This is a genomic window from Streptomyces sp. NPDC031497, from assembly GCF_055580905.1.
Genome location: NZ_JBVIKO010000002.1, coordinates 243,829 through 267,341 on the forward strand (window position 1 = coordinate 243,829; position 23,513 = coordinate 267,341).

A 23,513-nucleotide genomic window follows, 5' to 3' on the forward strand; every position below is an offset into this window, starting at 1 on the left:
TGTTCATGTCACCCTCCTTCTTGCCGCCTCATCAACCCGCGTAGATGGGAAACTCTTTATGCTGGCGACACGCATACGGCACTGGAAGTCGGTGGCCCTGACGACCGCCGCCGTTCTGGTCGGCCTGACCGCCCCGGCGCTGACGGCGACTCCGGCCGCCGCGACGACCACCGCGTACGACTCGACGTACTACAAGAACGCGATCGGCAAGACCGGGACGAGCCTCAAGTCGTCCCTGCACACGATCATCAGCGCGAACGTCACCAAGCTGTCGTACTCGGCCCTGTGGGACGCCCTGAAGAAGACCGACCAGGACCCGAACAACAGCAGCAACGTGATCCTGCTGTACTCGGGCATCTCGCGCAGCAAGACCCTCAACGGCGGTGACAGCGGCGACTGGAACCGTGAGCACGTGTGGGCGATCTCGCACGGCGACCTCACCACCTCCACCGGCCCCGGCACGGACCTGCACCACATCCGTCCCGAGGACGTGGCGGTCAACGGCAAGCGCGGCAACCTCGACTTCGACGAGGGCGGCTCCACCTTCACCAACAGTGGCGGCAGCAAGGCCGACTCGGACTCCTTCGAGCCGCGCGACGCGGTCAAGGGCGACGTGGCCCGCATGATCCTCTACATGGCGGTCCGCTACGAGGGCGACGACGGCTTCGCGAACCTGGAGCCCGACGACAAGGTCGCCAACGGCTCCACCCCGTACATCGGCAAGCTCTCGGTCCTCAAGCAGTGGAACGACGAGGACCCGCCGGACTCCTTCGAGGAGAACCGCAACGACGTCATCTACAGCACCTACCAGCACAACCGGAACCCGTTCATCGACCACCCGGAGTGGGTCGAGGCGATCTGGTAGGACGGCGACAAGTCCTACTACTTCGCTCACACAGGTGAAGTCGATCTTGGGCTCGGGCGTGTCCGTGTGATCGCCCAGGAGCATGGGGGCGCCCCGGCAGTTCCGCCGAGGCGTCCCAACTCCCTTTTACGGAGAGCCCCGTGAAGCTTCGCACCTGGTCCCTCGCCGCCGCCCTCGCGCTGACCGCGCTGGTGGTGCCCGCGCAGAGCGCCGCCGCGCACGCGGCCGCCGCCCCGTCCTGTCCCGACGGCTCGGTGTGCTTCTGGAGCGGGGAGGGCTTCGGCGGCGACTACTGGGAGTGGACGGCCCGCAGCGGCTACCGCGACATGCCCCCCAACCTCCACGACCACGTCGGCTCCTTCGTCGCCTCCACCCGCGCCTGCCTCATCAACTGGTCCCCGACCGAGAAGCGCGACACCTTCAACGGCGACTGGCGCTCCCAGTACCTCGGCGACTTCGGCGGCCGCATCGACGGGGTGGGTGCGGGCGCCTGCTGATTCCCCCTAGGGGGTCCGGCCTGGACCAGCCCCAGCCCTAGCCCAGATGCGTCGGCGCGAACATCCGCAGTAGCGCCGGGAGTACGACCACCGAGGGGCCCGGTGCGGCCAGGGCCTTCGCCAGGTCCGTCTCCAGGGACTCCGGAGTGGTGCGGACGGCGGGGACGCCGAAGGACTCGGCGAGCGCCACGTAGTCGGGGCGGGTCAGTTCCGTCGCCGTGGGCTCGCCGAAGGCGTCGGTCATGTACTCGCGCAGGATGCCGTAGCCGCCGTCGTCCACGATGAGCCAGGTGACCGGGAGGTCGTGCTGCCTCGCCGTCGCCAGTTCCGCGATGGAGTAGAGGGCACCGCCGTCGCCGGACACCGCGAGGACCGGGCGGGTCGGGTCGGCCGCGGCCGCGCCGAGCGCCGCCGGGAAGCCGTAGCCGAGACCGCCGGCGCCCTGGGCCGAGTGCATGAGGTTGGTGCCCTGCGGGTCGAACGCCGACCACGCCCAGTAGGCCAGGATCGTCATGTCCCAGAAGGACGGGGACGTCCGTGGGAGGGCCCGGCGGACCGCCGCCAGCACGTCCTGTTCCAGGGTGAGTTCCTGGGCGGCGATGCGCTCCGAGACCCGGGACAGCAGGTCCCGTACCCGGTCGGCCACCGTGTCGTCCGCGCGCGGCGACACCGTCTCCAGCAGGGCCTGGAGCCCGAGCCGGGCGTCCGCGTGGATGCCGAGTGCCGGGTGGTTGGACTCCAGCTTGCCGAGGTCCGCCTCGATCTGGACGACGCGGCCCCGGGGCTTGAACGTGTGGTAGTTCGAGGAGAGTTCGCCCAGGCCCGAGCCGACGACCAGGAGGACGTCCGCGTCCTCCAGGAAGTCCGTGGTGTGGCGGTCCTCCAGCCAGGACTGGAGGGAGAGCGGGTGGTGCCAGGGGAAGGCGCCCTTGCCGCCGAAGGTGGTGACGACCGGGGCGTTCAGCGTCTCGGCCAGCTGCCGCAGCTTGCCCGAGGCGTCCGCCCGTACCACTCCGCCGCCCGCGATGATCACCGGGCGGGCCGCACGGGACAGCAGGTCGGCCGCCACCGCGGTCAGTTCGGGGCGCGGCGGCAGCTCGTCCGGGGTGGCGTCCATCGCCGTCACCACCGGGAGCGGGGTCGGGGCCAGCAGCACGTCCTGCGGGATCTCCACCCACACCGGGCCGTGCGGGGCGGAGAGGGCCGACTTCCAGGCCGCCGCGAGCGCGGAGGGGATCTGCGACTGGGTGCGGACGGTGTGGACCGACTTCACCACGCCCCGGAAGGAGGCCGACTGGTCCGGGAGTTCGTGGAGGTAGCCGTGCCGGCCGCCGCCGAGGCCGGCGGTGGGGATCTGGCTGCTGATCGCCAGCACGGGGGCCGAGGCCGAGGCCGCCTCCTGGAGGGCCGCCAGGGAGGTCAGCGCGCCCGGGCCGGTCGACAGCAGCAGCGGGGCCGCCTCGCCGGTGATCCTGCCGTACGCGTCCGCCGCGAAACCCGCGTTGTTCTCCACCCGCAGGCCGACATAGCGCAGCGAGGAGCGGTGCAGGGCGTCGAACATGCCGAGGGCGTGCTGGCCGGGCAGCCCGAAGACCGTCGTCGCGCCGAGCCCGGCCAGCGTCTCCACGACCAGGTCCCCGCCGTTGCGGCCGGCGGGCGGGTTCAGAGCGGCCGCTGTCTGCGCCTCGGTCGGGCGGAGTACCAGGTCGTGGTCGTGGGTCACTTCGAACGAGCCTCGGCAATCTGTCGGGTCATGATCGTGGTCAGTTCGTACGCCGTGTGCGAGGCCGCCACCGACGTGATCTCCGCGTGGTCGTACGCGGGGGCCACCTCGACGACGTCCGCCGAGACGAGGTTGCAGGAGGAGAGTCCGCGCAGGATCTCCAGCAGCTCCCTGGAAGTCATACCACCCGCTTCCGGCGTGCCGGTGCCGGGGGCGTGGGCGGGATCCAGACAGTCGATGTCGATCGAGATGTACAGCGGGCGGTCGCCGATGCGCTGGCGCAGCTGGTCGGCCACCTCGTCGGCGCCCCGGCGGTAGATGTCCGCCGAGGTCACGATGCCGAAGCCCATCTTCTCGTCGTCGGTCAGGTCCTGCTTGCCGTACAGCGGGCCGCGGGTGCCGACGTGCGAGAGGGCCGAGGTGTCGAGGATGCCCTCCTCGACCGCCCGCCGGAACGGGGTGCCGTGGGTGTACTCGGCGCCGAAGTAGGTGTCCCAGGTGTCCAGGTGGGCGTCGAAGTGGAGAAGGGCGACCGGGCCGTGCTTCTTCGCGACGCTTCGCAGCAGCGGGAGCGCGATGGTGTGGTCGCCGCCCAGGGTCATCAGCCGGGCGCCGGTGCCGAGCAGCTGGTCGGCGGCGGCCTCGATGGTCTCGACCGCCTCGTTGATGTTGAACGGGTTGACGGCGATGTCCCCGCCGTCCGCGACCTGTGCCAGGGCGAAGGGGGACGCGTCCTGCGCCGGGTTGTAGGGGCGCAGCAGCCGGGACGCCTCGCGGATGGCGTTGCCGCCGAAGCGGGCGCCCGGCCGGTACGAGACACCGGAGTCGAACGGCACGCCCACCACCGCGACGTCGGCGGTGCCGACCTCGTCGAGGCGGGGCAGCCGGGCGAAGGTCGCGGGACCGGCGTACCGCGGGACGCGGGAGGAGTCGACGGGGCCGCGGGGTGTCTCGTTGCTGCTCATGAGGTCATGCCTTCTTTCCTACGCTTCGTCGCGTATGTACTGCTTCTGTCTACGACTTTACTGGGCGGCCGGCACCGGTTCGGACACGAGTTCGGGAGCGGCACGGCCCGCGAGCCGGTCCCGCCAGTTGGCCAGCACGGCCGCGTCGGTCGGCCTGGTCGCCAGGGAGACGGCGACATACGCGGCCAGGGAGGCGAGGAGGCCGTAGTAGACGGGCTCGTTGGCGAGGATGCCGTAGCCCGCCATCAGGCCGATCACCGCGAGGCCGCCGACGGTCACCGCGGCCAGGGCACCCTGGACCGTGCCGCGCTTCCACAGCAGCCCGCCGAGGATCGGCACCAGCAGGCCGCCGACCAGCAGGTTGTAGGCCACGGTCAGCGCCTCGACGACGTTGTTGAGCGCGATGGCCGTGCCGATCACCCCGACGCCCATGATCAGGATGAAGACGCGGTTGCCCCGCACCTCGTCATGGTCACCGGACCTCGCCTTCCCCCGGATCCGCGACCAGATGTCGTTGTTGGCGACGGTCGCGCAGGCGATCAGCGCGCCGGAGGAGGTCGACATCACGGCGGCGAGCGCCGCCGCCAGCACCAACCCGCGCACACCGATGGGGAGTTCGTCCTTGACGATGGTCGCGAACGCGTCGTCCGGGCTGCCCAGCTTCGGGTACAGCACCTTGGCGGCCGTACCGATCACGGCACCGGCGAGGGCGTACACCAGGCAGTAGGTGCCGGCGACGGTGCCGCCCCACTTCGCCGTCCGGTCGCCCCGGGCCGTGAACACGCGCTGCCAGATGTCCTGGCCGATGAGCATCCCGAACGTGTAGATCAGCACGTAGGTGAAGATCGTCTCGCCGCCGATGCCCAGCGGGTCGAAGTACGTCGTCGGCAGCTTGGCCTTCATCTCGGCGAAGCCGCCGGCCTTGACCACCGCGATGGGCAGCAGCAGGAGCAGTACGCCGATGGTCTTCACCACGAACTGCACCATGTCCGTCAGCGTGATCGACCACATGCCGCCGAGCGTCGAGTAGGCGACGACGATCGAGCCGCCGATGACGATGGCGAGCGTCCGGTTCATGTCGAAGAGGACGTCGAAGATCGTGGCGTACGCGATGGTCGAGGTGACGGCGAGCATCAGGGTGTACGCCCACATCACGACGCCCGAGATCACGCCCGCCCGGCCGCCGTAGCGCAGGTCCAGCATCTCGGAGACCGTGTACACCTTGAGGCGGGCGATCCGGGCCGAGAAGAAGACCGAGAGGGCCAGCAGCCCGAGGCCGATGGTGAAGACCATCCAGGCGCCGGAGAGGCCGTACTGGTAGCCGAGGCCCACGCCGCCGATGGTGGAGGCGCCGCCCAGGACGATCGCGGCCATGGTGCCGGAGTACATGGCCGGACCCAGGCGGCGGCCCGCCACCAGGAAGTCGCTCTTGGACCTGGCGCGGCGCATGCCCCACCAGCCCATGGCCAGCATGCCGGCCAGATAGATCACGATCACTGCGTAGTCGACGGCCACAGGGCCCTCCTTCGCCGGGGGTCTCGCCGGTGGGTGACGGTCACCGACACTAGGTGGCCGGAAAGCGACTGCGAAGTGTACGTTTCATCCATTCGAGGCCCGCTGGACGGAGGGAACGCACACCATGCCGGATCCCGCTGTTCCCCCCACGCCCCCGGTGCCCCTCGCGGCCCTGCTGGCCCGTGAGGACCTCGCCCTGCGCCAGATCGCCGGGCCGTCCGACCCGTCCCTGGTAGTCCACTGGGCGCACACCTCGGAGATGGCCGACCCGTACCCCTACCTGCTGGGCGGGGAGCTGCTGCTGACCGCCGGGGTGCACATCCCGGACGCGGCCGGCTCGGGCACCTACTTCGACGACTACGTGTCCCGGATCGTGGCGGCGGGCGGCGCGGCCCTCGGCTTCGGGCTGGCCCCCGTCCACGACACGGTCCCGCGCGCGCTCGTCGCGGCCTGCGAGGCGTACGACCTCCCGCTCATCGAGGTCCCGCCGGGGACCACCTTCTCCGCTGTCGCCCGCGCGGTCTGGCAGCTGATGGCCCAGGCCCGCCTCGCCGAGCTGCGCCGGGTCACCGAGGCCCAGCAGAGCCTCGCGGCCGCCGCCGCCCGCCCCGACCCGGTGCCGTCGGTACTGCGGCAGCTGGCCCAGCGGGTGGGCGGCTGGACGGCCCTGTACGGCCCGGAGGGAGCGGAGCTCGCCTCGGCGGGGCGGGAGCCGGAGGCACCGGTACGCACCTCGCTGGCCGAGCTGACGGAGGTGGTACGACCGTCAGGCCCGGGCACCCCCACCTCGGCGACCCACGCCACGGCGGGCACCCACCTCGCGGCCTACACCCTCAGCACCGGCTTCGTCCTCGGGGTGGCCACCCCCGCCCGCGAACCGGGCGACCACACCATCGCCTCGGTGGCCACGGTCCTCCTCACCCTCCTCACCGGCGAACAGCACAGCGGCTCGGGCGCGGCCCGCAACGCGGCGCTCGTGCGACTGCTGCTGGGAGATACCGCGGAGGAGGTGGCGCCACTGATCGGAAGAGGGGACGCCTGGCTCGTTGTACATGCCTGCCCAGACGACCAACGGGACCGTCCCAACCTCTCAGGGGCGCGGGGCCCTGCCGATATGCGGCTCCGCCGCGGGGCGCGGCCGGCCACACCCCACCCGCACCCGCCCGACCTCCTGACCGCCACCGCACTGGGCGCCACACTCGGCTCGACTCTCATCGACCCCGTAGGGGACCTCGTCCAGCTCCTGGTCCCCGCCGACCGGCAACCCGAACCACAACCCGGCTGGACGCTGGGCGTCAGCGCCCCCGTCCCCGCACACCAACTCTCGGCCGCCGCCGCGCAAGCGGCCCGCGCACTGGCCCGCGCCCGAGCGACCCGCACCCCCCTGGTCCGGCACAGCACCCGCCCCGCACTGGACGACCTGATCCCGGCAGAGGAGGCCCACGCCCACGCCCGCGCCCTCCTCGGCCCCCTCGCCGAGCACCCCGCCCTCGTCGACACCCTCCGCACCTGGCTCTCCCTGCACGGCAGTTGGGACCGCACGGCGGTGGCACTCTCCGTCCACCGCAACACCGTGCGCCAGCGCATCGCCCGCTGCGCGGCCCTCCTCGGTGCCGAACTCGACGACCCGGACGTACGGATGGAGCTGTGGTTCGCCCTGCGGCAGGAGTGAGTGACGCACGTCCCAGCGAGCGATACGCAGGGGAATCGCGCTGCGCCCTGCCTCACAATGGAGCCATGCCGATACCCGGGACACCCAGCCGCGCCGAGCTCGTCGAGCACCTTGTGAAGACCCGTATCGCGGGCGATGTCGCCACGCCCCGCGAGAACAACCTGCTCCACTACCGCAAGCTGGCCAACGGCGAGCGCAACTGGTGGCTCGGACTGGAACTCGGCGACCGCTGGACCGACGAGCAGGACGTGCTGGCCGTGATGGCCGAGCGGGTCGGGGTGAACGACGACCCCGAGTACCGGTACGGCCAGGACACCATCGACCCCGAGCTGACCGTGGACGGCCTGAACCGGCTGGCGGCGCGGCTGCGCAAGGCGGCCGAGGGGCAGCAGCGGGTGCTGTTCGCGACCGGGCACCCGGGCGGCCTGCTGGACGTGCACCGGGCCACCGCCGCCGCGCTGCGCGCCGCCGGCTGCGAGATCGTGGTCGTCCCGGACGGGCTGCAGACGGACGAGGGATACGTCATGCAGTTCGCCGACGTGGCCGTCCTGGAGCACGGGGCGACGCTGTGGCACACCCACTCCGGTGATCCGATGAAGGCCATCCTGGCCGGCCTGGAGCGCGAGGACCGCCCGCGGCCCGACCTGGTCGTCGCCGACCACGGCTGGGCGGGGTACGCGGCGCAGGTGGGCCTGGACTCCGTCGGTTACGCCGACTGCAACGACCCGGCGCTGTTCCTCGCCGAGGCGGAGGGCACCCTCCAGGTGGCCGTACCGCTCGACGACCATGTGCTCAGCCCGCGGTACTACGACCCGATGACCGCGTACCTGCTGTCGGAGGCGGGGCTGGCGTAACCGCGCCGGACCGGGCGAGGTGCGGCCCCCGCGCACGGGAACCGCACCTCGTGGCCTGGCCTAGACCCTGAGTTGGCTTGGTGTCTGTTCGCGTGCGGTCGGCTCAGAACCCGAGCCCGCCGTAGCCGAACCCGCCGTAGCCGAAGCCACCGAAGCCACTGACGCCGTACCCGACGGTGGGGACGACCACGACGGGGACGACCGCGACGGGGGCGAAGCCGTAGCCGCCGTAGCCGAAGCCACCGTAACCACGGCAGTTGTTGAACCCGCCGCCGAACCGGGAGTTGCAGCCGAAGCCGCCGGTGACCACGCTCTGGTGAGTGGAGGCGGGGGCCGCCGAGGCGGTGCCCGCGGCGCCGATCGCGGCTCCACCGGCCAGCATCAGGCCGGCGGCGGACATCGCGGCGATGCGCCTCGCGCGCTGTACTCGCATGGGAAATACCTTTCTGCCGGACTTACGTCCGCTACGCGGCACGTCCGCTATGCGGCACATGCACTGTGCGGCATTTCACTCATAGAGCTTAATCTCGGACAAGTCGCCCGGCACTTCGGGCGCTCACCGCCCGTGATCGACCGAGGTCGCGGACCCCGGGGTGGGGTCCAGGTAGACCCGGCCGATCATGGGGATCGCGGCCCGCAGCCGCTGTTCGGCCCGTTCGCAGGCCCACTCGATCTGGGCCGCCGTCGACACGTCCCGGAAGTCCACCTTGGCCGCGACCAGCGCCTCGTTCGGGCCCTGCACCAGGGTGGTCAGCTCCAGTACGGCCACGATGTGCTCGGACTCCAGCAGCTCCGCCCGGATCCGCTCCCGCACGGCCTTCGGCAGCGGCCGGCCGATGAGGAACTCGGCGTTCGAGCGGCCCAGCACCCAGGCGACGTACAGCAGGAGCAGGCCGATGAGGAGGGAGGCGAGGCCGTCCCAGACGCCGGAGCCGGTGAGCTGTCCGCCGAGCAGGCCGCCGGCCGCGAGCACCAGGCCGACGAGCGCCGCCGAGTCCTCCATCACCACGGCCTTCACGGCGGTGTCGGGGGTGCGCCGGAGATATCTCTTGAACGACACCCGGAACCGGGCCGCCTCCCCGTACGCCTGCTTGAGCCCCGTACGCAGGGAGAACCCCTCCAGAACGAAGGCGACCGCGAGGACGATGTACGACACCAGCGGGTTGCCCAGCTCCTCGCCCGCGGTCAGGGTGTGGACGCCGTCGTAGAGGGAGAAGACCGCGCCGCCGACGAAGGTGGCGACGGCGGCCAGCATGGCCCAGATGTACCGCTCGGGGCCGTAGCCGAACGGGTGGTCCTCGTCGGCGGGTTTCTCGCTGCGCTTGAGTGCGGTGAGCAGCAGCAGCTCGGTGACCGTGTCGGCGACCGAGTGCGCCGCCTCGGAGAGCATCGCGCTGGACCCGCTGATCACCCCGGCGACCGCCTTGGCGAGGGCGATCCCGAGGTTGGCGACGGCGGCGACGATCACCGTGACGGTGCTCTCGCCGCCGCCCTGTTCGGCTCCGCCACCCTTTTCGGCCCCGCCGCTCTGTTCGGCTTCGCCATCTTGTTCGGCCACGGCGCTCTGGTCGGCTCCGCCACTCTGTTCGGCTTCGGACATGCCCCCAGTTCTACCTGGGGACGCGGACGACACCCTCCTGGATCACGGAAATTGCCAGTGAACCGTCCTGGGTGTAGATCCGGGCCTGGCCGAGCCCGCGGCCGCCGTACGCCGACGGGGACTCCTGGTCGTACAGCAGCCACTCGTCGGCGCGGAACGGCCGGTGGAACCACATGGCGTGGTCCAGCGAGGCGCCCACCACGTCCCCGACGGCCCAGCCGCCGCGGCCGTGCGCGAGCAGCACGGAGTCGAGCAGGGTCATGTCGGAGACGTACGTCGCGAGCACGACGTGCAGCAGGGGGTCGTCGTCGAGCTTGCCGGCGGTCCGGAACCACACCTGGCTGTGCGGCTCGCGCGGCTCGCCGAACTTCCCGTACGGCGGCTCCTCGACGTAGCGCAGGTCGATGGCCTCGCGGGCCTCGAGGAACTTCTCCACGACCGTGGACGGCAGATGGTCGTAGCCGCGCAGCCGCTCCGCCGAGGTGGGCAGGGTCTCCGGGTCGGGCGCGGGCGGCATCGGGGTCTGGTGGTCGAGGCCGTCCTCGTACACCTGGAAGGACGCCGAGAGGGCGAAGATCGGCCTGCCGTGCTGGACGGCGACCGCGCGCCGGGTGGTGAAGGAGCGGCCGTCGCGGATCCGCTCGACGTTGTAGACGATGGGCGCGCCCGGGTCGCCGGCGCGCAGGAAGTACGCGTGCAGCGAGTGGGCGTGCCGGTCCGCCGGGACCGTGCGCCCGGCGGCGACCAGCGCCTGGGCCGCGACCTGCCCGCCGAACACGCGCGGGACGACGGCGGACCGGGACTGGCCGCGGAAGATGTTCTCCTCGATCTGCTCCAGGTCGAGCAGATCGAGGAGATCGTTCAGTGCCTCGTTCATGGCACCTTTTCTACTGGCCGGTAATTGCGGGGACCTTACAGGCCCATGTCCTTCGCGATGATCGTCTTCATGATCTCGCTGGTGCCACCGTAGATGCGGTTGACGCGGTTGTCCGCGTACAGGCGGGCGATCGGGTACTCGTTCATGAAGCCGTAACCGCCGTGCAGCTGGAGGCAGCGGTCGATCACCCGGTGGGCGACCTCGGTGGTGAACAGCTTGGCGCTGGCGGCCTCGGCCGGGGTCAGCTCACCGGCGTCGAGGGCCTCCGTGGCACGGTCGACGACGGCCTCGGCCGCGTCCACCTCGGCCTGGCAGGCGGCCAGCTCGAACTTGGTGTTCTGGAAGGCGGCGACGGGCTGGCCGAAGACCACCCGCTCCTGCACGTACTGCTTGGCGAACCGGACGGCGGCCTTGGCCTGCGCGTAGGCGCCGAAGGCGATGCCCCAGCGCTCGGAGGCGAGGTTGTGGCCGAGGTAGTAGAAGCCCTTGTTCTCCTCGCCGAGAAGGTCCTCGACGGGCACCTTGACGTCGACGAACGCCAGCTCGGCGGTGTCGGAGGTCTTCAGGCCGAGCTTGTCGAGCTTGCGGCCGACCGAGTAGCCCTCGGCCTTGGTGTCGACCACGAAGAGGGAGATGCCGTGGCGGCGGTCCTCCTTGGTGGGCGCGGAGGTGCGGGCGCAGACGATCATGCGGTCGGCGTGCACACCGCCGGTGATGAAGGTCTTGGCGCCGTTGAGGACGTAGTGGGTGCCGTCCTCGGAGAGCTTGGCGGTGGTCTTCATGCCCGCGAGGTCGGAGCCGGTGCCCGGCTCGGTCATCGCGATGGCCCACATCTCCTCGCCGGAGACGAACTTCGGCAGGTACTTCTTCTTCTGCTCGTCGTTGGCGAGCAGCTTTATGTACGGCAGGCCGAGCAGCACGTGCACGCCGGAACCGCCGAAGGAGACACCGGCGCGGGCGGTCTCCTCGTACAGGACGGCCTCGAACTTGTAGGAGTCGATGCCGGCGCCGCCGTACTCCTCGTCGACGCGGATGCCGAAGACACCCAGCTCGGCGAGCTTGTAGTAGAAGTCGCGGGGCGCCTGACCGGCCGCGAACCACTCGTCGTACACGGGTACGACCTCGGCCTCGATGAAGGCGCGGAGGGTCTCCCGGAACGCCTCGTGATCCTCGTTGAACAACGTACGGCGCACGGCCGCCACCTCCAGGCACGGTTCATCTGTCTAAGCGCTTGCTCAGACTTCACCGTACCGGTGGGTAGGCGGGTGGGTCCAGGGCGCGAGCCGGGGGGACGGGGGTAACGCTCATCACGCCGCCGCGGCCTCGAACGCGCCCCTCGCCATCCGGTGCAGGAGCACCGCCGTCGTTCCGCGCCCCGGCAGGGCACCCGGCCGGCCCAGGTGTGGGGTCGAGTTCAGGAGGCCGAAGACCGAGTGGACCGCCGAGCGGGCCGCGGGTTCCGGCAGGGCGGGATAGACCTCGCGGAGGACCTCCACCCACAGTTCGACGTACTGGCGCTGGAGCTGGCGCACCAGCTTGCGGTCGCTGTCGCGCAGGCGGTCCAGCTCCCTGTCGTGCAGGGTGATCAGCGGGCGGTCGTCGAGGGCGAAGTCGATATGGCCCTCGATCAGGGAGTCCAGGACCGCCGACGGCGCGGTCTCCCCGTCGGCCTCCGCCAGCCGCCGCTTCGCGCCCGTCAGCAGCTGCCCGCTGATCCCCACCAGCAGCTCCGCGAGCATCGCGTCCTTGCCCGCGAAGTGCCGGTAGAGACCGGGCCCGCTGATGCCGACCGCGGCGCCTATCTCGTCCACGCCGACACCGTGGAAGCCGCGCTCGGCGAAGAGCCGGGCGGCCTCCTTGAGGATCTGCTCGCGGCGGGTCGGGGCATCGGTTCTCGTGACCATGAGGGCAATTCTAGACAGGGAGGTTAGCGGTCGTTAACCTGAGGGAAATGCGTTAACGCTCATTAACAAAGTGAGGGGATCGCGGGCATGGACCAGGCACCGGAGCTGACGAGCGCGGCAGACCCCGCCTCGGAGGCCTGGCGGGCCAACGAGGAGGCGCACCGCGTCCTCGTCGAGGAGCTGCGCGGCAGGCTCGCCGCGGCCGCGCTGGGCGGCGGCGAGAAGGCGCGGGCCCGGCACACCGCGCGCGGCAAGCTGCTGCCCAGGGACCGGGTGGACGCGCTGCTGGACCCCGGCTCGCCGTTCCTGGAGCTGGCCCCGCTGGCCGCCGAGGGGATGTACGAGGGGGCGGCCCCGGCGGCCGGCGTGATCGCCGGGATCGGGCGGGTCAGCGGGCGCGAGTGCGTGATCGTCGCCAACGACGCCACGGTCAAGGGCGGCACGTACTACCCGATGACCGTGAAGAAGCACCTGCGGGCCCAGGAGGTGGCCCTCGACAACCGGCTCCCCTGCCTCTACCTGGTGGACTCCGGCGGTGCCTTCCTGCCCATGCAGGACGAGGTCTTCCCGGACCGCGACCACTTCGGGCGGATCTTCTACAACCAGGCCCGGATGTCGGGGGCCGGGATCCCGCAGATCGCGGCCGTCCTCGGCTCGTGCACCGCCGGCGGCGCCTACGTCCCGGCGATGAGCGACGAGGCGGTCATCGTCCGCAACCAGGGCACGATCTTCCTCGGCGGCCCGCCGCTGGTGAAGGCCGCCACCGGTGAGGTCGTCACGGCGGAGGAGCTGGGCGGCGGCGAGGTGCACTCCCGCGTCTCCGGCGTCACCGACCACCTCGCCGAAAACGACGCGCACGCGCTGCGGATCGTCCGGAACATCGTCGCGACCCTCCCCGCCCGGCGCGACCTGCCCTGGGAGGCCGCCCCGGTCGTCGAGCCGAAGGTCGATCCCTACGGCCTCTACGGCGCCGTCCCGGTCGACTCCCGCACCCCCTACGACGTGCGCGAGATCATCGCCCGGATCGTCGACGGCTCCCGGTTCGCCGAGTTCAAGAGCGAGTTCGGGCAGACCCTGGTCACCGGCTTCGCCCGCATCCACGGCCATCCGGTCGGCATCATCGGCAACAACGGCATCCTCTTCTCCGAGTCCGCCCAGAAGGGCGCCCACTTCATCGAGCTGTGCGACCAGCGCGGCATCCCGCTGGTGTTCCTGCAGAACATCTCCGGCTTCATGGTGGGCAAGGACTACGAGGCCGGCGGCATCGCCAAGCACGGCGCCAAGATGGTCACGGCGGTGGCCTGCACCCGGGTCCCGAAGCTGACCGTCGTCGTCGGCGGCTCGTACGGCGCCGGGAACTACTCCATGTGCGGCCGGGCCTACTCCCCCCGCTTCCTGTGGATGTGGCCGAACGCCAAGATCTCGGTGATGGGCGGCGAACAGGCCGCGTCGGTCCTCGCCACGGTGAAGCGGGACCAGCTGGAGGCCCGGGGGGAGTCCTGGCCGGCCGAGGACGAGGAGGCCTTCAAGGCGCCCGTCCGCGCGCAGTACGAGCGCCAGGGCAACGCCTACTACGCGACCGCCCGGCTCTGGGACGACGGGGTCATCGACCCCCTCGACACCCGCCAGGTACTGGGCCTCGCTCTGACGGCCTGTGGCAACGCGCCGCTGGGTGAGCCCCAGTTCGGCGTCTTCCGGATGTGAGGAGGGGACTCGTGTTCGACACCGTACTCGTGGCCAACCGGGGCGAGATCGCCGTCCGGGTCATCCGTACGCTGCGGTCACTGGGCGTGCGCTCGGTGGCGGTGTACTCCGACGCCGACGCGGACGCCCGGCACGTCCGGGAGGCCGACACGGCGGTACGGCTCGGTCCGCCACCGGCGGGCGAGAGCTATCTGTCCGTGGAGCGGCTGCTGAAGGCGGCCGCCGTGAGCGGTGCCCAGGCGGTCCACCCCGGGTACGGCTTCCTCGCCGAGAACGCCGCCTTCGCGCGTGCCTGCGAGGAGGCGGGGCTGGTGTTCATCGGCCCGCCGGCCGACGCGATCGCGCTGATGGGCGACAAGATCCGCGCGAAGGAGACGGTGAGCGCGGCCGGGGTGCCGGTGGTACCGGGTGGCCGTGACCCCGAACTCGCCGACGCCGCCCGCGCGCTGGGCGCACCCGTGCTGCTCAAGCCGTCCGCGGGCGGCGGCGGCAAGGGCATGCGGCTGGTGCGGGACCTGACCCACCTTGACGAGGAGATCGCCGCCGCCCGCCGCGAGGCCATCGCCTCCTTCGGCGACGACACGCTCCTGGTGGAGCGGTGGGTCGACCGCCCCCGGCACATCGAGATCCAGGTGCTGGCCGACGGCCACGGGAACGTGGTGCACCTGGGCGAGCGCGAGTGCTCGCTCCAGCGCCGGCACCAGAAGGTGATCGAGGAGGCGCCGTCGGTCCTGCTGGACGAACAGACGCGCGCCGCGATGGGCGAGGCGGCGGTGCAGGCGGCGCGCTCGTGCGGGTACCGGGGCGCGGGCACGGTGGAGTTCATCGTGCCGGGCGGCGACCCTTCGTCGTACTACTTCATGGAGATGAACACCCGCCTCCAGGTGGAGCACCCGGTGACCGAGCTGGTCACGGGCCTGGACCTGGTGGAGTGGCAGCTGCGGGTGGCGGCCGGGGAGCGGCTCGGGTTCGCGCAGCAGGACGTCCGGCTGACCGGGCACGCGGTGGAGGCCCGGATCTGCGCCGAGGACCCGGCGCGCGGGTTCCTGCCCACCGGCGGCACGGTGCTGCTGCTGCACGAGCCCTCGGGCGACGGCGTCCGCACCGACTCCGGTCTCAGCGAGGGCACCGAGGTCGGCAGCCTCTACGACCCGATGCTGTCCAAGGTGATCGCGTACGGCCCCGACCGGGAGACCGCCCTGCGCAAGCTGCGCGGGGCCCTCGCGGGGACGGTCACGCTGGGCGTGGGAACCAACGCCGGGTTCCTGCGCCGACTCCTCGCCCATCCGGCGGTGGTGGCGGGCGAGCTGGACACCGGGCTGGTCGAGCGGGTGGTGGACGAGCTGGTCTCCACGGACGTACCGGACGAGGTGTACGAGGCGGCGGCGGCCGTACGGCTGGAGGCGCTGAAGCCCGTCGCCGGCGCGGGCTGGACGGACCCCTTCTCGGTGCCGAGCGGCTGGCGGCTCGGCGGCACCCCCAAGCCGGTCGGCTTCCACCTGCGGGTGCAGGACCCGGTGGAGTACGTCCCGCGCGGCACGCACTCCGTCGACCCCGACCGCGTGTCGGTCACCCTGGACGGCGTCCGCCACACCTTCCTCCACACCGCCGACTGGATCGGCCGGGACGGCGACGCCTGGCAGGTCCGCGACCACGACCCGGTCGCCGCGTCCCTGAACCGGGCCGCGCACGCCGGCGCCGACTCGCTCACCGCGCCCATGCCCGGCACGGTGACCGTGGTGAAGGTCGCCGTCGGGGATCAAGTGATCGCCGGTCAGAGCCTGTTGGTGGTGGAGGCGATGAAGATGGAGCACGTCATCTCCGCCCCGCACGCCGGCACGGTCGCCGAGCTGGATGTGAAACCGGGCGCCACGGTCGCCATGGACCAGGTGCTGGCCGTGATCGCCCCGCACGAGGAGGAGACCGTATGACCACCCCGGAGACCGGCCTCCCCATGGTCGTACCGGCGACCGATCTGCCCGCCCGCGTCCGCATCCACGAGGTCGGCGCACGCGACGGCCTGCAGAACGAGAAGTCGACCGTACCGACGTCGGTGAAGGCCGAGTTCGTCCACCGCCTGGCCGACGCGGGCCTGACGACGATCGAGGCGACCAGCTTCGTGCACCCCAAGTGGGTGCCCCAACTGGCCGACGCGGAGGACCTGTTCCCCCAGCTCGCGGACCTTCGGGGAGTCGCCCTCCCCGTCCTCGTCCCCAACCAGCGCGGCCTGGACCGCGCCCTGGCCCTCGGCGCCCGCCGGGTCGCCGTCTTCGCCAGCGCCACCGAGTCCTTCGCCAAGGCCAACCTCAACCGCACGGTGGACGAGTCCCTGGCCGTCTTCGACCCGGTCGTCCGGCAGGCGAAGGACGCCGGCGCCCATGTCCGCGGTTACGTCTCGATGTGCTTCGGCGACCCCTGGGAGGGCGCCGTCCCGCTCCACCAGGTGGTCAGGGTCTGCCGGGCGCTGCGCGACATGGGCTGTGACGAGCTGAGCCTCGGCGACACGATCGGGGTCGCGACCCCGGGCCATGTCCTGGAGTTGTTGTCCCTGCTCAACGAGGAAGGCGTGCCGACGAACGTCATCGGCGTGCACTTCCACGACACCTACGGCCAGGCGCTCGCGAACACCTACGCGGCCCTGGAACACGGCGTGACGACGGTCGACGCGTCCGCCGGCGGGCTCGGCGGCTGCCCGTACGCCAAGTCCGCCACCGGCAACCTCGCCACCGAGGACCTGGTCTGGATGCTCCAGGGCCTCGGCATCGAGACCGGAGTCGACCTCGGCAAACTCACCGCCACCAGCGTGTGGATGGCCGAACAACTGGGCCGACCCAGCCCGTCCCGTACCGTCCGCGCCCTCTCCCACCAGGAGTGACGACCATGGACCACCGCCTCTCCCCCGAACTGGACGAACTCCGCCGCACGGTGGAGGAGTTCGCCCACGATGTCGTGGCGCCGAAGATCGGCGACTTCTACGAGCGGCACGAGTTCCCGTACGAGATCGTCCGCGAGATGGGCCGCATGGGCCTGTTCGGACTGCCGTTCCCCGAGGAGTACGGCGGGATGGGCGGCGACTATCTCGCGCTCGGCATCGCCCTGGAGGAACTGGCCCGGGTCGACTCGTCGGTGGCGATCACGCTCGAGGCCGGGGTCTCCCTGGGCGCCATGCCCATCCACCTCTTCGGCACGGAGGACCAGAAGCGGGAATGGCTCCCCCGCCTCTGCTCCGGCGAGATCCTCGGCGCGTTCGGCCTCACCGAACCCGACGGCGGCAGTGACGCGGGCGCCACCCGCACCACCGCCCGCCTGGACCCGGCCACCGACGAGTGGGTGATCAACGGCACCAAGTGCTTCATCACCAACTCGGGCACGGACATCACGGGGCTGGTCACCGTCACCGCCGTCACCGGCCGCAAGCCCGACGGCAAGCCGCTGATCTCCGCGATCATCGTCCCCTCGGGCACCCCCGGCTTCACGGTCGCCGCGCCCTACTCCAAGGTCGGCTGGAACGCCTCGGACACCCGTGAGCTGTCCTTCGCCGACGTCCGGGTCCCCGCCGCCAACCTCCTCGGCAAGGAGGGCCGCGGCTACGCCGGGTTCCTGCGCATCCTCGACGAGGGCCGTATCGCCATCGCGGCCCTGGCAACCGGCCTGGCCCAGGGCTGCGTGGACGAGTCGGTGCGGTACGCGAAGGAACGGCACGCCTTCGGTCGGCCGATCGGCGCCAACCAGGCCATCCAGTTCAAGATCGCCGACATGGAGATGAAGGCCCACACGGCCCGCCTGGCCTGGCGCGACGCGGCCTCGCGCCTGATCGCCGGGGAACCCTTCAAGAAGGAGGCGGCCCTCGCCAAGCTCTACTCCTCCACCGTCGCCGTGGACAACGCCCGCGACGCCACCCAGGTCCACGGCGGCTACGGCTTCATGAACGAGTACCCGGTGGCCCGGATGTGGCGCGACTCCAAGATCCTGGAGATCGGGGAGGGCACGAGCGAGGTGCAGCGGATGCTGATCGCGAGGGAGCTGGGGCTGGTCGGCTGACCCTCGAGCAGGCATCCCGCACGGCACGAAAGCGCCCGTCCCGATGACCGGGGCGGGCGCTTCGGCGTGCGGGCCCGGGGGCGGCTCGGGGTCGGCGCGGCACAAAAGTAACGGAAGCGCATGTTCTATGACGTCGGTCACAGCACTGCGCCAATCAACCGGCGTACTTAGTAGACACGACGTGGCAGACATTTAAGCATTTGTCCGTCTTGGCCCTGATGTGGATTCCGGTACATGTCCCGGAATTCCGCCCGGCGGCCCCGCACGCCCGCCGCCCTGCGCCACAAGGCTTCTGACGCCGCGTCAGCCATCCCGCCCGCCGCCACATGCGGACGGGAGACCCGCGCGCCGCCCCGGCGAGGTCCTGGCACCTACTAGGCGGCATAGTCGACGGGGCCCTTTGCGCTCCCTGTAAAGCCGTTCTAAGAATGACGACTCACAGGACGTCGCCGCAGTTCGGAACCGGTGTTTCCCGCAGATTCGACCGCGCACCGGGCGCTCGGCGTCACCGAGTGAGTAGGAGCCCCCCCACATGATGTCGTCCCCAATGTCCGCGAGACTCCTCACTCTCGCTCTCGGCCTCGGTCTGGCCTCCAGCGCGCTGGGCGCGGCAGTGCCGGCGAGCGCCCGGACGGCCGCCGCCCCGTCCGCTTCCGCCGGTACCTCCGTGGCGCGGTACGACGGGTCGTCCGAGGAGGCCGCCGGGAACAAGGCGTTCTTCGAGGCCGTGCTCAAGTCGGTCGCCGAGAAGCGCGCCGCCCAGCCCGACGCGCAGGCGGTGACCATCACCTACGACGCCTCCCGGGCACCGAGCTTCCGTTCGCAGATAGCGAGCGCGGCCTCGATATGGAACAGCTCTGAGTCCAACGTCAAGCTCCAGGAGGCTTCGAGCGGCGCCGACTTCTCCTACTACGAGGGCAACGACCAGCGCGGGTCGTACGCCTCCACCAACGGTCACGGAGGCGGCTACATCTTCATCGACTACACCCAGAGCCGGCAGTACGACTCGGTCCGCGTCGTCACCCACGAGACCGGACACGTGCTGGGCCTGGCGGACGACTACAGCGGGCCGTGCAGTGAGCTGATGTCTGGCGGCGGCGCCGGCCCGTCCTGCACCAACCACTACCCGGACGCCGCCGAGCGCTCGCGTGTCGACCAGCTGTGGGCCACCGGAGGGGCGCAGGCCCCGGGCACGGCGAACCAGCCCGCCGAGCAGCCGAGCGCTACCCAGCCGAGCGCCGCACCGCCGGTACTGACCGTGCCGCCGGTACTGACCGTGGTGCCGGGAAGCGGTCCGGGGCGCCTGTTCCCCGGCATGCCCTGGAGTTGATCGCGTTCCCACGTGGGAGGCGGCTCGCTGCCGAGGACGGCTTCAGCCGGTGCTTCGTACGGCTGTCCTCGGAGGGCGTCCTCGGAGGGCGAAGCCGCTCGTGTGGTCGTGGGGTGGTGGGCGCCGTTCGGGGGCGTTCACCGGGGTTCACGGGCGGTAGACCATCAGGGGCAGGACAGGTCGTGGGGCAGTGCGCAGGCGTCGTCACGCAGATGCAGCCTGCGGAGATCCTGGACCAGGCCGATGGGAAAGGGATGCAGCATCCACTTGGCGCGATAGCCGGCCTCGCCATGCTCCGCGAGCACGTGCTGAGCGGCGTCGAGAACGGCGTGGGCGAACACCGGTCGCGGATGCGCCGACCTCCACACCACCGTGCCGTCGGAATCCGGTAGGTCAGGACTGACCGCGACGTCGGCGAACTCGTAGATGGTCACCTCGACCGATTCATCCGTCGCCCGGAGAACCCAGCGAAGTTCCTGCGGCTCGGCGTCGAAGAAGAACCGGGCCGTGCGCTGCCGCCCGTACACCCCGCCCGCGCCGGCCACGAGGTCCGCCAGCCCGTCGGTGCAGTAGCTGACGGTCAGCGACGCCTTCTGGGACCCCTCGGTCAGGTGACACCTCGCCCAACCATGGTCCCCCAGTTCCCACTTCAGCTGGAAGACAGCCTCTGGGGCCAGTTCTACCGACACTGTCACAGGTTACTGGCGACCATGGGTGCCTTAGGGCGCGTATCGAGTCGTGATCAACTGGTGGTCCGGGTGAGGTCTTTGATCCAGATCATCGAGGCTCCTAGGTGGAGGGCCGGCGAGGTAGCTGTCCGAGGTCTTGTCGTATCGGGTGGCGATGCCCCGCCAGGCCTTGAGTTTGTTGATCACGCGCTCGACGGTGTTCCTCTCCTTGTAGAGGGTGGCGTCGTGGCTGACGGGCCGCCCGCCCCCGGAACCCTTCTTCTTCCGGTTGGCGGCCTGGTCCTTCTTCTCCGGGATCACTGCCTTGATGCCGCGTTGGCGCAGGTGAGCCCGGTTGCCGCGGGACGAGTAGGCCTTGTCCCCGGCGACTGCGTCTGGCCGGGTGCGAGGTCGGCCGACGGGGCCACGGACCCGTAACTCCTTGAGCACCGGGATGAACGGTGGGCTGTCCGCGGCCTAGCCCGCGGTCAGCACGAACGCCAGCGGGCGGCACTTGCGGTCGGCGACCAGATGGACCTTGCTGGTCTGCCCGCCCCTGGAGCGTCCGAGGAGAGCAGCCTTCAGGCGGACTCTTTGCCGACGCCGTATGCGTCGTCGCTCCTCCCGCTCGGGATCTGTTTTGACGTCCTGCCCTCTTTTTTCTTCGAGGCTGCCCCTTTTGACCTGGCCTTCTCCTCCTCGGTGGCAGCCTTCTCCAATGCAGTGATGACGTCCTCGCCCAGGTGCATCCCGGCGGCATCCTGGTGTGCCCGCACGGTGGTGGAGTCGATACTGACCAGGGACAGGTCCACCTCGCCCCGCTTCGCCGCTTCCGCGATCAGGCCCTCCAGCAGGGCCTCGAAGACGCCGGCATCACGCCACTGCCGGAAGCGGTTGTGCACGGTCGACCAGGCGCCGAACTCCTGCGGCGTCTCCCGCCACTGCCCGCCGGTCCTGAACCGCCAGATCACACCCTCGAACTGCTGCCGGAGCCGCTCGGGGTACGGGCCGTACTCGCCGATCGGCAGATACGGCCCGATGAACTCCCACTCTGCGTCCCTCAGTTGCACTCGCGTCACACAAGAAGATCTACCGGACCAGACCCCGCCTCGAGAGCGGAGTCCGGAACCGCCACCGTCTGCCCTCGAGCCGAACTAGGCTCAGCCGAGACCGCGATGGGCGGCCCACAACATCCCGGCGCGGCCGGCCGCGTCGACAACCAGAGCCGCCAGTTCTGGTTCGTCGGGGACCGGGAACGAGACATATGCGCCACGACCACCGCCGACTGGTCGGCCATAGGCTTTCGCGGCGAGGTGACCGTCCGGGAGAAGCCGGATGTTGAGCGTGGTCAGTTGGAACTCTTCACCACGTCGAGTGTCCGTCCAGCGGAGCGCCTGCGGGATCGTGACGTTGATCGCCAGAGCACTCACTTCCAGGTCGCTGCTCATGGACGGATGCTCTCACGCGAGTCGCACAGGCAGCGGGCGAAGTAGACAGTTTGATCACGACTCGATACGCGCGCTAGTGGCCTGCGCTAGCTGGCTGCTGCCGCTGGTTGTCAGGAAGCCACCGCTTTAGGAGCGAGGTTGGGGGGGCGCAGGTCTGACCTGGGAATCCCTGCCTTGGGCGACGTGGGGAAGTACGCACCCTGGTGCACCTCGATTCCCCCGTGAGTCCCCGCCCGTTCTGGCACGGAAGTGGCACGCTCCGCGGCCCCCTCGAACCGGCATCGATCAAGGCTCTTGCTGCTCGCCCGCGGCAGTGTCATCCGCGGAACCTCTGCGGCCTCGCCTGGTTGCCCGAATTCGGTCGATGATGAGTCCCGCAATTGCAGCCAGGAAACCGATCGCCGCTACGCCGAAGCCCACCCGCAGTAGTGGCGGTCGTCCGTTACTCAAAGCGCGGAAGCCAGCCCAGGCCGCTCCGGCCATGAGCCCGAGACCCTGTATCCACCATCGCTCATCTCTGGCCTTTGTCATGTACTTAATCAACGCCATACGTGATGATCTCACTCGCGCCCACCCACCACTCACCCCAGCTCCCATCCCGTCTGCCGTCGACCCACACACCGTGGAGCGGGCGTGGTCCAGGGCGTCAAGGTGGAGCGTGCCACTGTACTAACGACCTGGACGCCCTGGACCACGACTGCTCGGCTCTGCCTGGGTCGATGGCGGACGGGATGGGAGCTCCCCGCGCACGCCACACTCGGCCGGCACTCGCGAACGGCGCCCCCGCCATCTCGGAGCCTGAGCGCCCCCGCCGGAGGCACGTCTGTGACCGGGGCACTCCGTGTCCAGGTCTCTACTCATGGGCCGTTGCGGGCCGTTTCGTCATTCCGGGGTCAGCGTCGCTGTGCGGCGACTGCGTGTGGGGGGGCGAGCCCCATGTGGCCGGCCGGACCGCCGCCGCATCCGGGCGTCGCGCCCGTGCGTGTGCAGCGGCGGGTCAGCACGGTGGGCACGGTCATGGTCTGCCGACAAGTCGTGTCCCTCGGCCGCCCGTACGCGGGGCAGACTGTAACCGTGCATGTGTCGGACACCACGATCAGCGTCGAACTGGGCGGCAAGGTGCGGGTGATCCGGCGCACGACTGACGTCCCGAACAAGCCCCACGGGGCTCCCTGCGTTGTCTGGGCCCACCGTAAGCATCAGGTGGGACCAGAACGTCAGGCATCACATGGGATCCGACACTGTCGAGCGGGGCTTGAAGCCGTATGCGCACGCTGGGAGTTCGGCGCCTTGGCGGTGCGCGAGTGGCAGGAAGAGCACTGGTCGGATCGTCCATGTGATGCGGGTGCTACCACCTCCGGCACACCGGGCACACGCTGTCCACGCGCTCCGGCGCCACTCTCAAGGACACGATGGTGCGTGCCGGGCAGTCGTCGGAGAAGGCCGCGTTGATCTACCAGCACTCCGACGACGAGCGACAAGAAGAGGTCGCCGCCGGCCTCGACGCCACCGTCCGGAAGGCTCGGGCGGCGGCAGCCGGGAAGGCGACCGACGAGCCTTCTGGCACGAATCTGGCACGCTGCGGCTGATCACCCCGCACAACAACAAGGCCCAGGTCTCTGACCTGGGCCTTGAGCATGGACGGGTGACGAGAATCGAACTCGCGCTCTCAGCTTGGGAAGCTGCGGGCACTTGGGGGCGGTCCAGGCGCTGGCCTGGGCGAACGGTCGGATCATGGCTCCGCCGGGCTGGGCTGCTTTTACCGTGAATCCCCGCTGTTCCCCGCTCGATCTGGTGCGCTTGTGGTGCGGGGGTGAGCGGAACAAGGCCGAGGGGCGCCACGTTGCAGG

Annotated in this window: 19 protein-coding genes and 3 pseudogenes; 11 read left to right on the forward strand and 11 right to left on the reverse strand. The window is 70.6% G+C overall.

What is annotated here, in order from left to right; translation table 11 throughout:
* Positions 1-58 precede the first annotated feature (58 nt).
* Both ACZ5K7_RS04370 and ACZ5K7_RS04375 read left to right on the forward strand, forming a co-directional pair.
* Positions 59-865 (forward strand): endonuclease I family protein, encoded by an 807-nt coding sequence (locus tag ACZ5K7_RS04370; protein ID WP_351690734.1) that lies wholly within the window; start codon positions 59-61, stop codon positions 863-865.
* 140 nt (positions 866-1,005) lie between these two features.
* Positions 1,006-1,362, forward strand: a complete 357-nt coding sequence (locus ACZ5K7_RS04375; RefSeq protein ID WP_468910267.1) for a peptidase inhibitor family I36 protein — start codon at positions 1,006-1,008, stop codon at positions 1,360-1,362.
* 37 nt (positions 1,363-1,399) lie between these two features.
* Here ACZ5K7_RS04375 and ACZ5K7_RS04380 read toward each other — a convergent pair whose 3' ends face one another.
* Genes ACZ5K7_RS04380 through ACZ5K7_RS04390 form a run of 3 tightly spaced genes read right to left on the reverse strand, consistent with a single transcriptional unit; the run spans position 1,400 to position 5,565 of the window.
* Positions 1,400-3,085 (reverse strand): thiamine pyrophosphate-binding protein, encoded by a 1,686-nt coding sequence (locus ACZ5K7_RS04380; protein WP_468910269.1) that lies wholly within the window; start codon positions 3,083-3,085, stop codon positions 1,400-1,402.
* Positions 3,082-4,050, reverse strand: a complete 969-nt coding sequence (speB, locus tag ACZ5K7_RS04385) for an agmatinase (RefSeq protein WP_351690728.1) — start codon at positions 4,048-4,050, stop codon at positions 3,082-3,084. The genes ACZ5K7_RS04380 and speB overlap by 4 nt, the downstream gene beginning before the upstream one ends.
* Positions 4,051-4,107: 57 nt before the next feature.
* Positions 4,108-5,565 carry a sodium:solute symporter family protein gene (locus ACZ5K7_RS04390; RefSeq protein WP_468910274.1) on the reverse strand — a complete coding sequence of 486 codons (1,458 nt, stop codon included), beginning with the start codon at positions 5,563-5,565 and terminating at the stop codon, positions 4,108-4,110.
* A 124-nt stretch (positions 5,566-5,689) separates the two neighbouring features.
* Here ACZ5K7_RS04390 and ACZ5K7_RS04395 point away from each other — a divergent pair, with 124 nt between their 5' ends.
* Positions 5,690-7,237, forward strand: coding sequence for a PucR family transcriptional regulator (locus ACZ5K7_RS04395; protein ID WP_468910277.1), 1,548 nt, complete (start codon positions 5,690-5,692; stop codon positions 7,235-7,237).
* A 65-nt stretch (positions 7,238-7,302) separates the two neighbouring features.
* Positions 7,303-8,091, forward strand: a complete 789-nt coding sequence (locus tag ACZ5K7_RS04400; protein ID WP_351690722.1) for a phosphatase — start codon at positions 7,303-7,305, stop codon at positions 8,089-8,091.
* A gap of 103 nt (positions 8,092-8,194) precedes the next feature.
* Here the strand turns inward: ACZ5K7_RS04400 and ACZ5K7_RS04405 are convergent, their stop codons facing one another.
* The 5 genes from ACZ5K7_RS04405 to ACZ5K7_RS04425 form a co-directional block, all read right to left on the reverse strand.
* Positions 8,195-8,524, reverse strand: coding sequence for a hypothetical protein (locus tag ACZ5K7_RS04405; protein WP_351690720.1), 330 nt, complete (start codon positions 8,522-8,524; stop codon positions 8,195-8,197).
* A gap of 123 nt (positions 8,525-8,647) precedes the next feature.
* On the reverse strand, positions 8,648-9,691 hold the full coding sequence (locus tag ACZ5K7_RS04410) for a cation diffusion facilitator family transporter (protein ID WP_468910280.1): 1,044 nt from the start codon (positions 9,689-9,691) through the stop codon (positions 8,648-8,650).
* Positions 9,692-9,701: 10 nt separating this feature from the next.
* On the reverse strand, positions 9,702-10,568 hold the full coding sequence (locus ACZ5K7_RS04415) for an acyl-CoA thioesterase (RefSeq protein WP_351690716.1): 867 nt from the start codon (positions 10,566-10,568) through the stop codon (positions 9,702-9,704).
* Between the two features lie 35 nt (positions 10,569-10,603).
* On the reverse strand, positions 10,604-11,761 hold the full coding sequence (locus ACZ5K7_RS04420) for an acyl-CoA dehydrogenase family protein (RefSeq protein ID WP_351690714.1): 1,158 nt from the start codon (positions 11,759-11,761) through the stop codon (positions 10,604-10,606).
* A gap of 114 nt (positions 11,762-11,875) precedes the next feature.
* A complete protein-coding gene (locus ACZ5K7_RS04425) occupies positions 11,876-12,472 on the reverse strand; it encodes an SACE_7040 family transcriptional regulator (RefSeq protein WP_351690712.1) in 597 nt (198 codons plus the stop codon).
* Between the two features lie 87 nt (positions 12,473-12,559).
* Between ACZ5K7_RS04425 and ACZ5K7_RS04430 the strand changes: the two genes are divergently transcribed.
* From ACZ5K7_RS04430 to snpA, 5 genes are all read left to right on the forward strand, one after another.
* Positions 12,560-14,176, forward strand: a complete 1,617-nt coding sequence (locus tag ACZ5K7_RS04430; RefSeq protein WP_468910286.1) for a carboxyl transferase domain-containing protein — start codon at positions 12,560-12,562, stop codon at positions 14,174-14,176.
* 11 nt (positions 14,177-14,187) lie between these two features.
* A complete protein-coding gene (locus tag ACZ5K7_RS04435; protein ID WP_468910288.1) occupies positions 14,188-16,107 on the forward strand; it encodes an acetyl/propionyl/methylcrotonyl-CoA carboxylase subunit alpha in 1,920 nt (639 codons plus the stop codon).
* On the forward strand, positions 16,104-17,051 hold the full coding sequence (locus tag ACZ5K7_RS04440) for a hydroxymethylglutaryl-CoA lyase (protein ID WP_351690706.1): 948 nt from the start codon (positions 16,104-16,106) through the stop codon (positions 17,049-17,051). The genes ACZ5K7_RS04435 and ACZ5K7_RS04440 overlap by 4 nt, the downstream gene beginning before the upstream one ends.
* Positions 17,052-17,056: 5 nt before the next feature.
* On the forward strand, positions 17,057-18,217 hold the full coding sequence (locus ACZ5K7_RS04445; RefSeq protein WP_468910290.1) for an acyl-CoA dehydrogenase family protein: 1,161 nt from the start codon (positions 17,057-17,059) through the stop codon (positions 18,215-18,217).
* Positions 18,218-18,764: 547 nt separating this feature from the next.
* Entirely contained in the window at positions 18,765-19,547 is a 783-nt protein-coding gene (snpA, locus tag ACZ5K7_RS04450; RefSeq protein WP_468910293.1) for a snapalysin, read from the forward strand.
* Between the two features lie 164 nt (positions 19,548-19,711).
* On the opposite strand, the gene ACZ5K7_RS04455 is transcribed toward snpA, so the two are convergent.
* The 3 genes and pseudogenes from ACZ5K7_RS04455 to ACZ5K7_RS04465 all read right to left on the reverse strand — a co-directional run bounded on the left by ACZ5K7_RS04455 (position 19,712) and on the right by ACZ5K7_RS04465 (position 21,663).
* Positions 19,712-20,236 (reverse strand): hypothetical protein, encoded by a 525-nt coding sequence (locus ACZ5K7_RS04455; RefSeq protein WP_468910296.1) that lies wholly within the window; start codon positions 20,234-20,236, stop codon positions 19,712-19,714.
* 53 nt (positions 20,237-20,289) lie between these two features.
* Positions 20,290-21,294, reverse strand: a pseudogene (locus ACZ5K7_RS04460) (IS5 family transposase).
* 81 nt (positions 21,295-21,375) lie between these two features.
* Positions 21,376-21,663 carry a hypothetical protein gene (locus ACZ5K7_RS04465; RefSeq protein WP_468910298.1) on the reverse strand — a complete coding sequence of 96 codons (288 nt, stop codon included), beginning with the start codon at positions 21,661-21,663 and terminating at the stop codon, positions 21,376-21,378.
* A 939-nt stretch (positions 21,664-22,602) separates the two neighbouring features.
* On the opposite strand from ACZ5K7_RS04465, the pseudogene ACZ5K7_RS04470 reads away from it, so the two are divergent.
* A pseudogene (locus ACZ5K7_RS04470) lies at positions 22,603-22,845 on the forward strand (IS481 family transposase); the annotation flags it as partial.
* Between the two features lie 167 nt (positions 22,846-23,012).
* Positions 23,013-23,252 (forward strand): annotated as a pseudogene (locus ACZ5K7_RS04475) (tyrosine-type recombinase/integrase); the annotation flags it as partial.
* Positions 23,253-23,513 lie beyond the last annotated feature (261 nt).

Bases quoted from the DNA above. Each gene is read 5' to 3' on its own strand.
- ACZ5K7_RS04370 (WP_351690734.1), top strand. From the start codon at position 59: ATGCTGGCGACACGCATACGGCACTGGAAGTCGGTGGCCCTGACGACC.
- speB (WP_351690728.1), bottom strand. From the start codon at position 4,050: ATGAGCAGCAACGAGACACCCCGCGGCCCCGTCGACTCCTCCCGCGTC.
- ACZ5K7_RS04395 (WP_468910277.1), top strand. From the start codon at position 5,690: ATGCCGGATCCCGCTGTTCCCCCCACGCCCCCGGTGCCCCTCGCGGCC.
- ACZ5K7_RS04400 (WP_351690722.1), top strand. From the start codon at position 7,303: ATGCCGATACCCGGGACACCCAGCCGCGCCGAGCTCGTCGAGCACCTT.
- ACZ5K7_RS04405 (WP_351690720.1), bottom strand. From the start codon at position 8,524: ATGCGAGTACAGCGCGCGAGGCGCATCGCCGCGATGTCCGCCGCCGGC.
- ACZ5K7_RS04410 (WP_468910280.1), bottom strand. From the start codon at position 9,691: ATGTCCGAAGCCGAACAGAGTGGCGGAGCCGACCAGAGCGCCGTGGCC.
- ACZ5K7_RS04415 (WP_351690716.1), bottom strand. From the start codon at position 10,568: ATGAACGAGGCACTGAACGATCTCCTCGATCTGCTCGACCTGGAGCAG.
- ACZ5K7_RS04425 (WP_351690712.1), bottom strand. From the start codon at position 12,472: ATGGTCACGAGAACCGATGCCCCGACCCGCCGCGAGCAGATCCTCAAG.
- ACZ5K7_RS04430 (WP_468910286.1), top strand. From the start codon at position 12,560: ATGGACCAGGCACCGGAGCTGACGAGCGCGGCAGACCCCGCCTCGGAG.
- ACZ5K7_RS04440 (WP_351690706.1), top strand. From the start codon at position 16,104: ATGACCACCCCGGAGACCGGCCTCCCCATGGTCGTACCGGCGACCGAT.
- ACZ5K7_RS04445 (WP_468910290.1), top strand. From the start codon at position 17,057: ATGGACCACCGCCTCTCCCCCGAACTGGACGAACTCCGCCGCACGGTG.
- snpA (WP_468910293.1), top strand. From the start codon at position 18,765: ATGTCCGCGAGACTCCTCACTCTCGCTCTCGGCCTCGGTCTGGCCTCC.
- ACZ5K7_RS04465 (WP_468910298.1), bottom strand. From the start codon at position 21,663: ATGAGCAGCGACCTGGAAGTGAGTGCTCTGGCGATCAACGTCACGATC.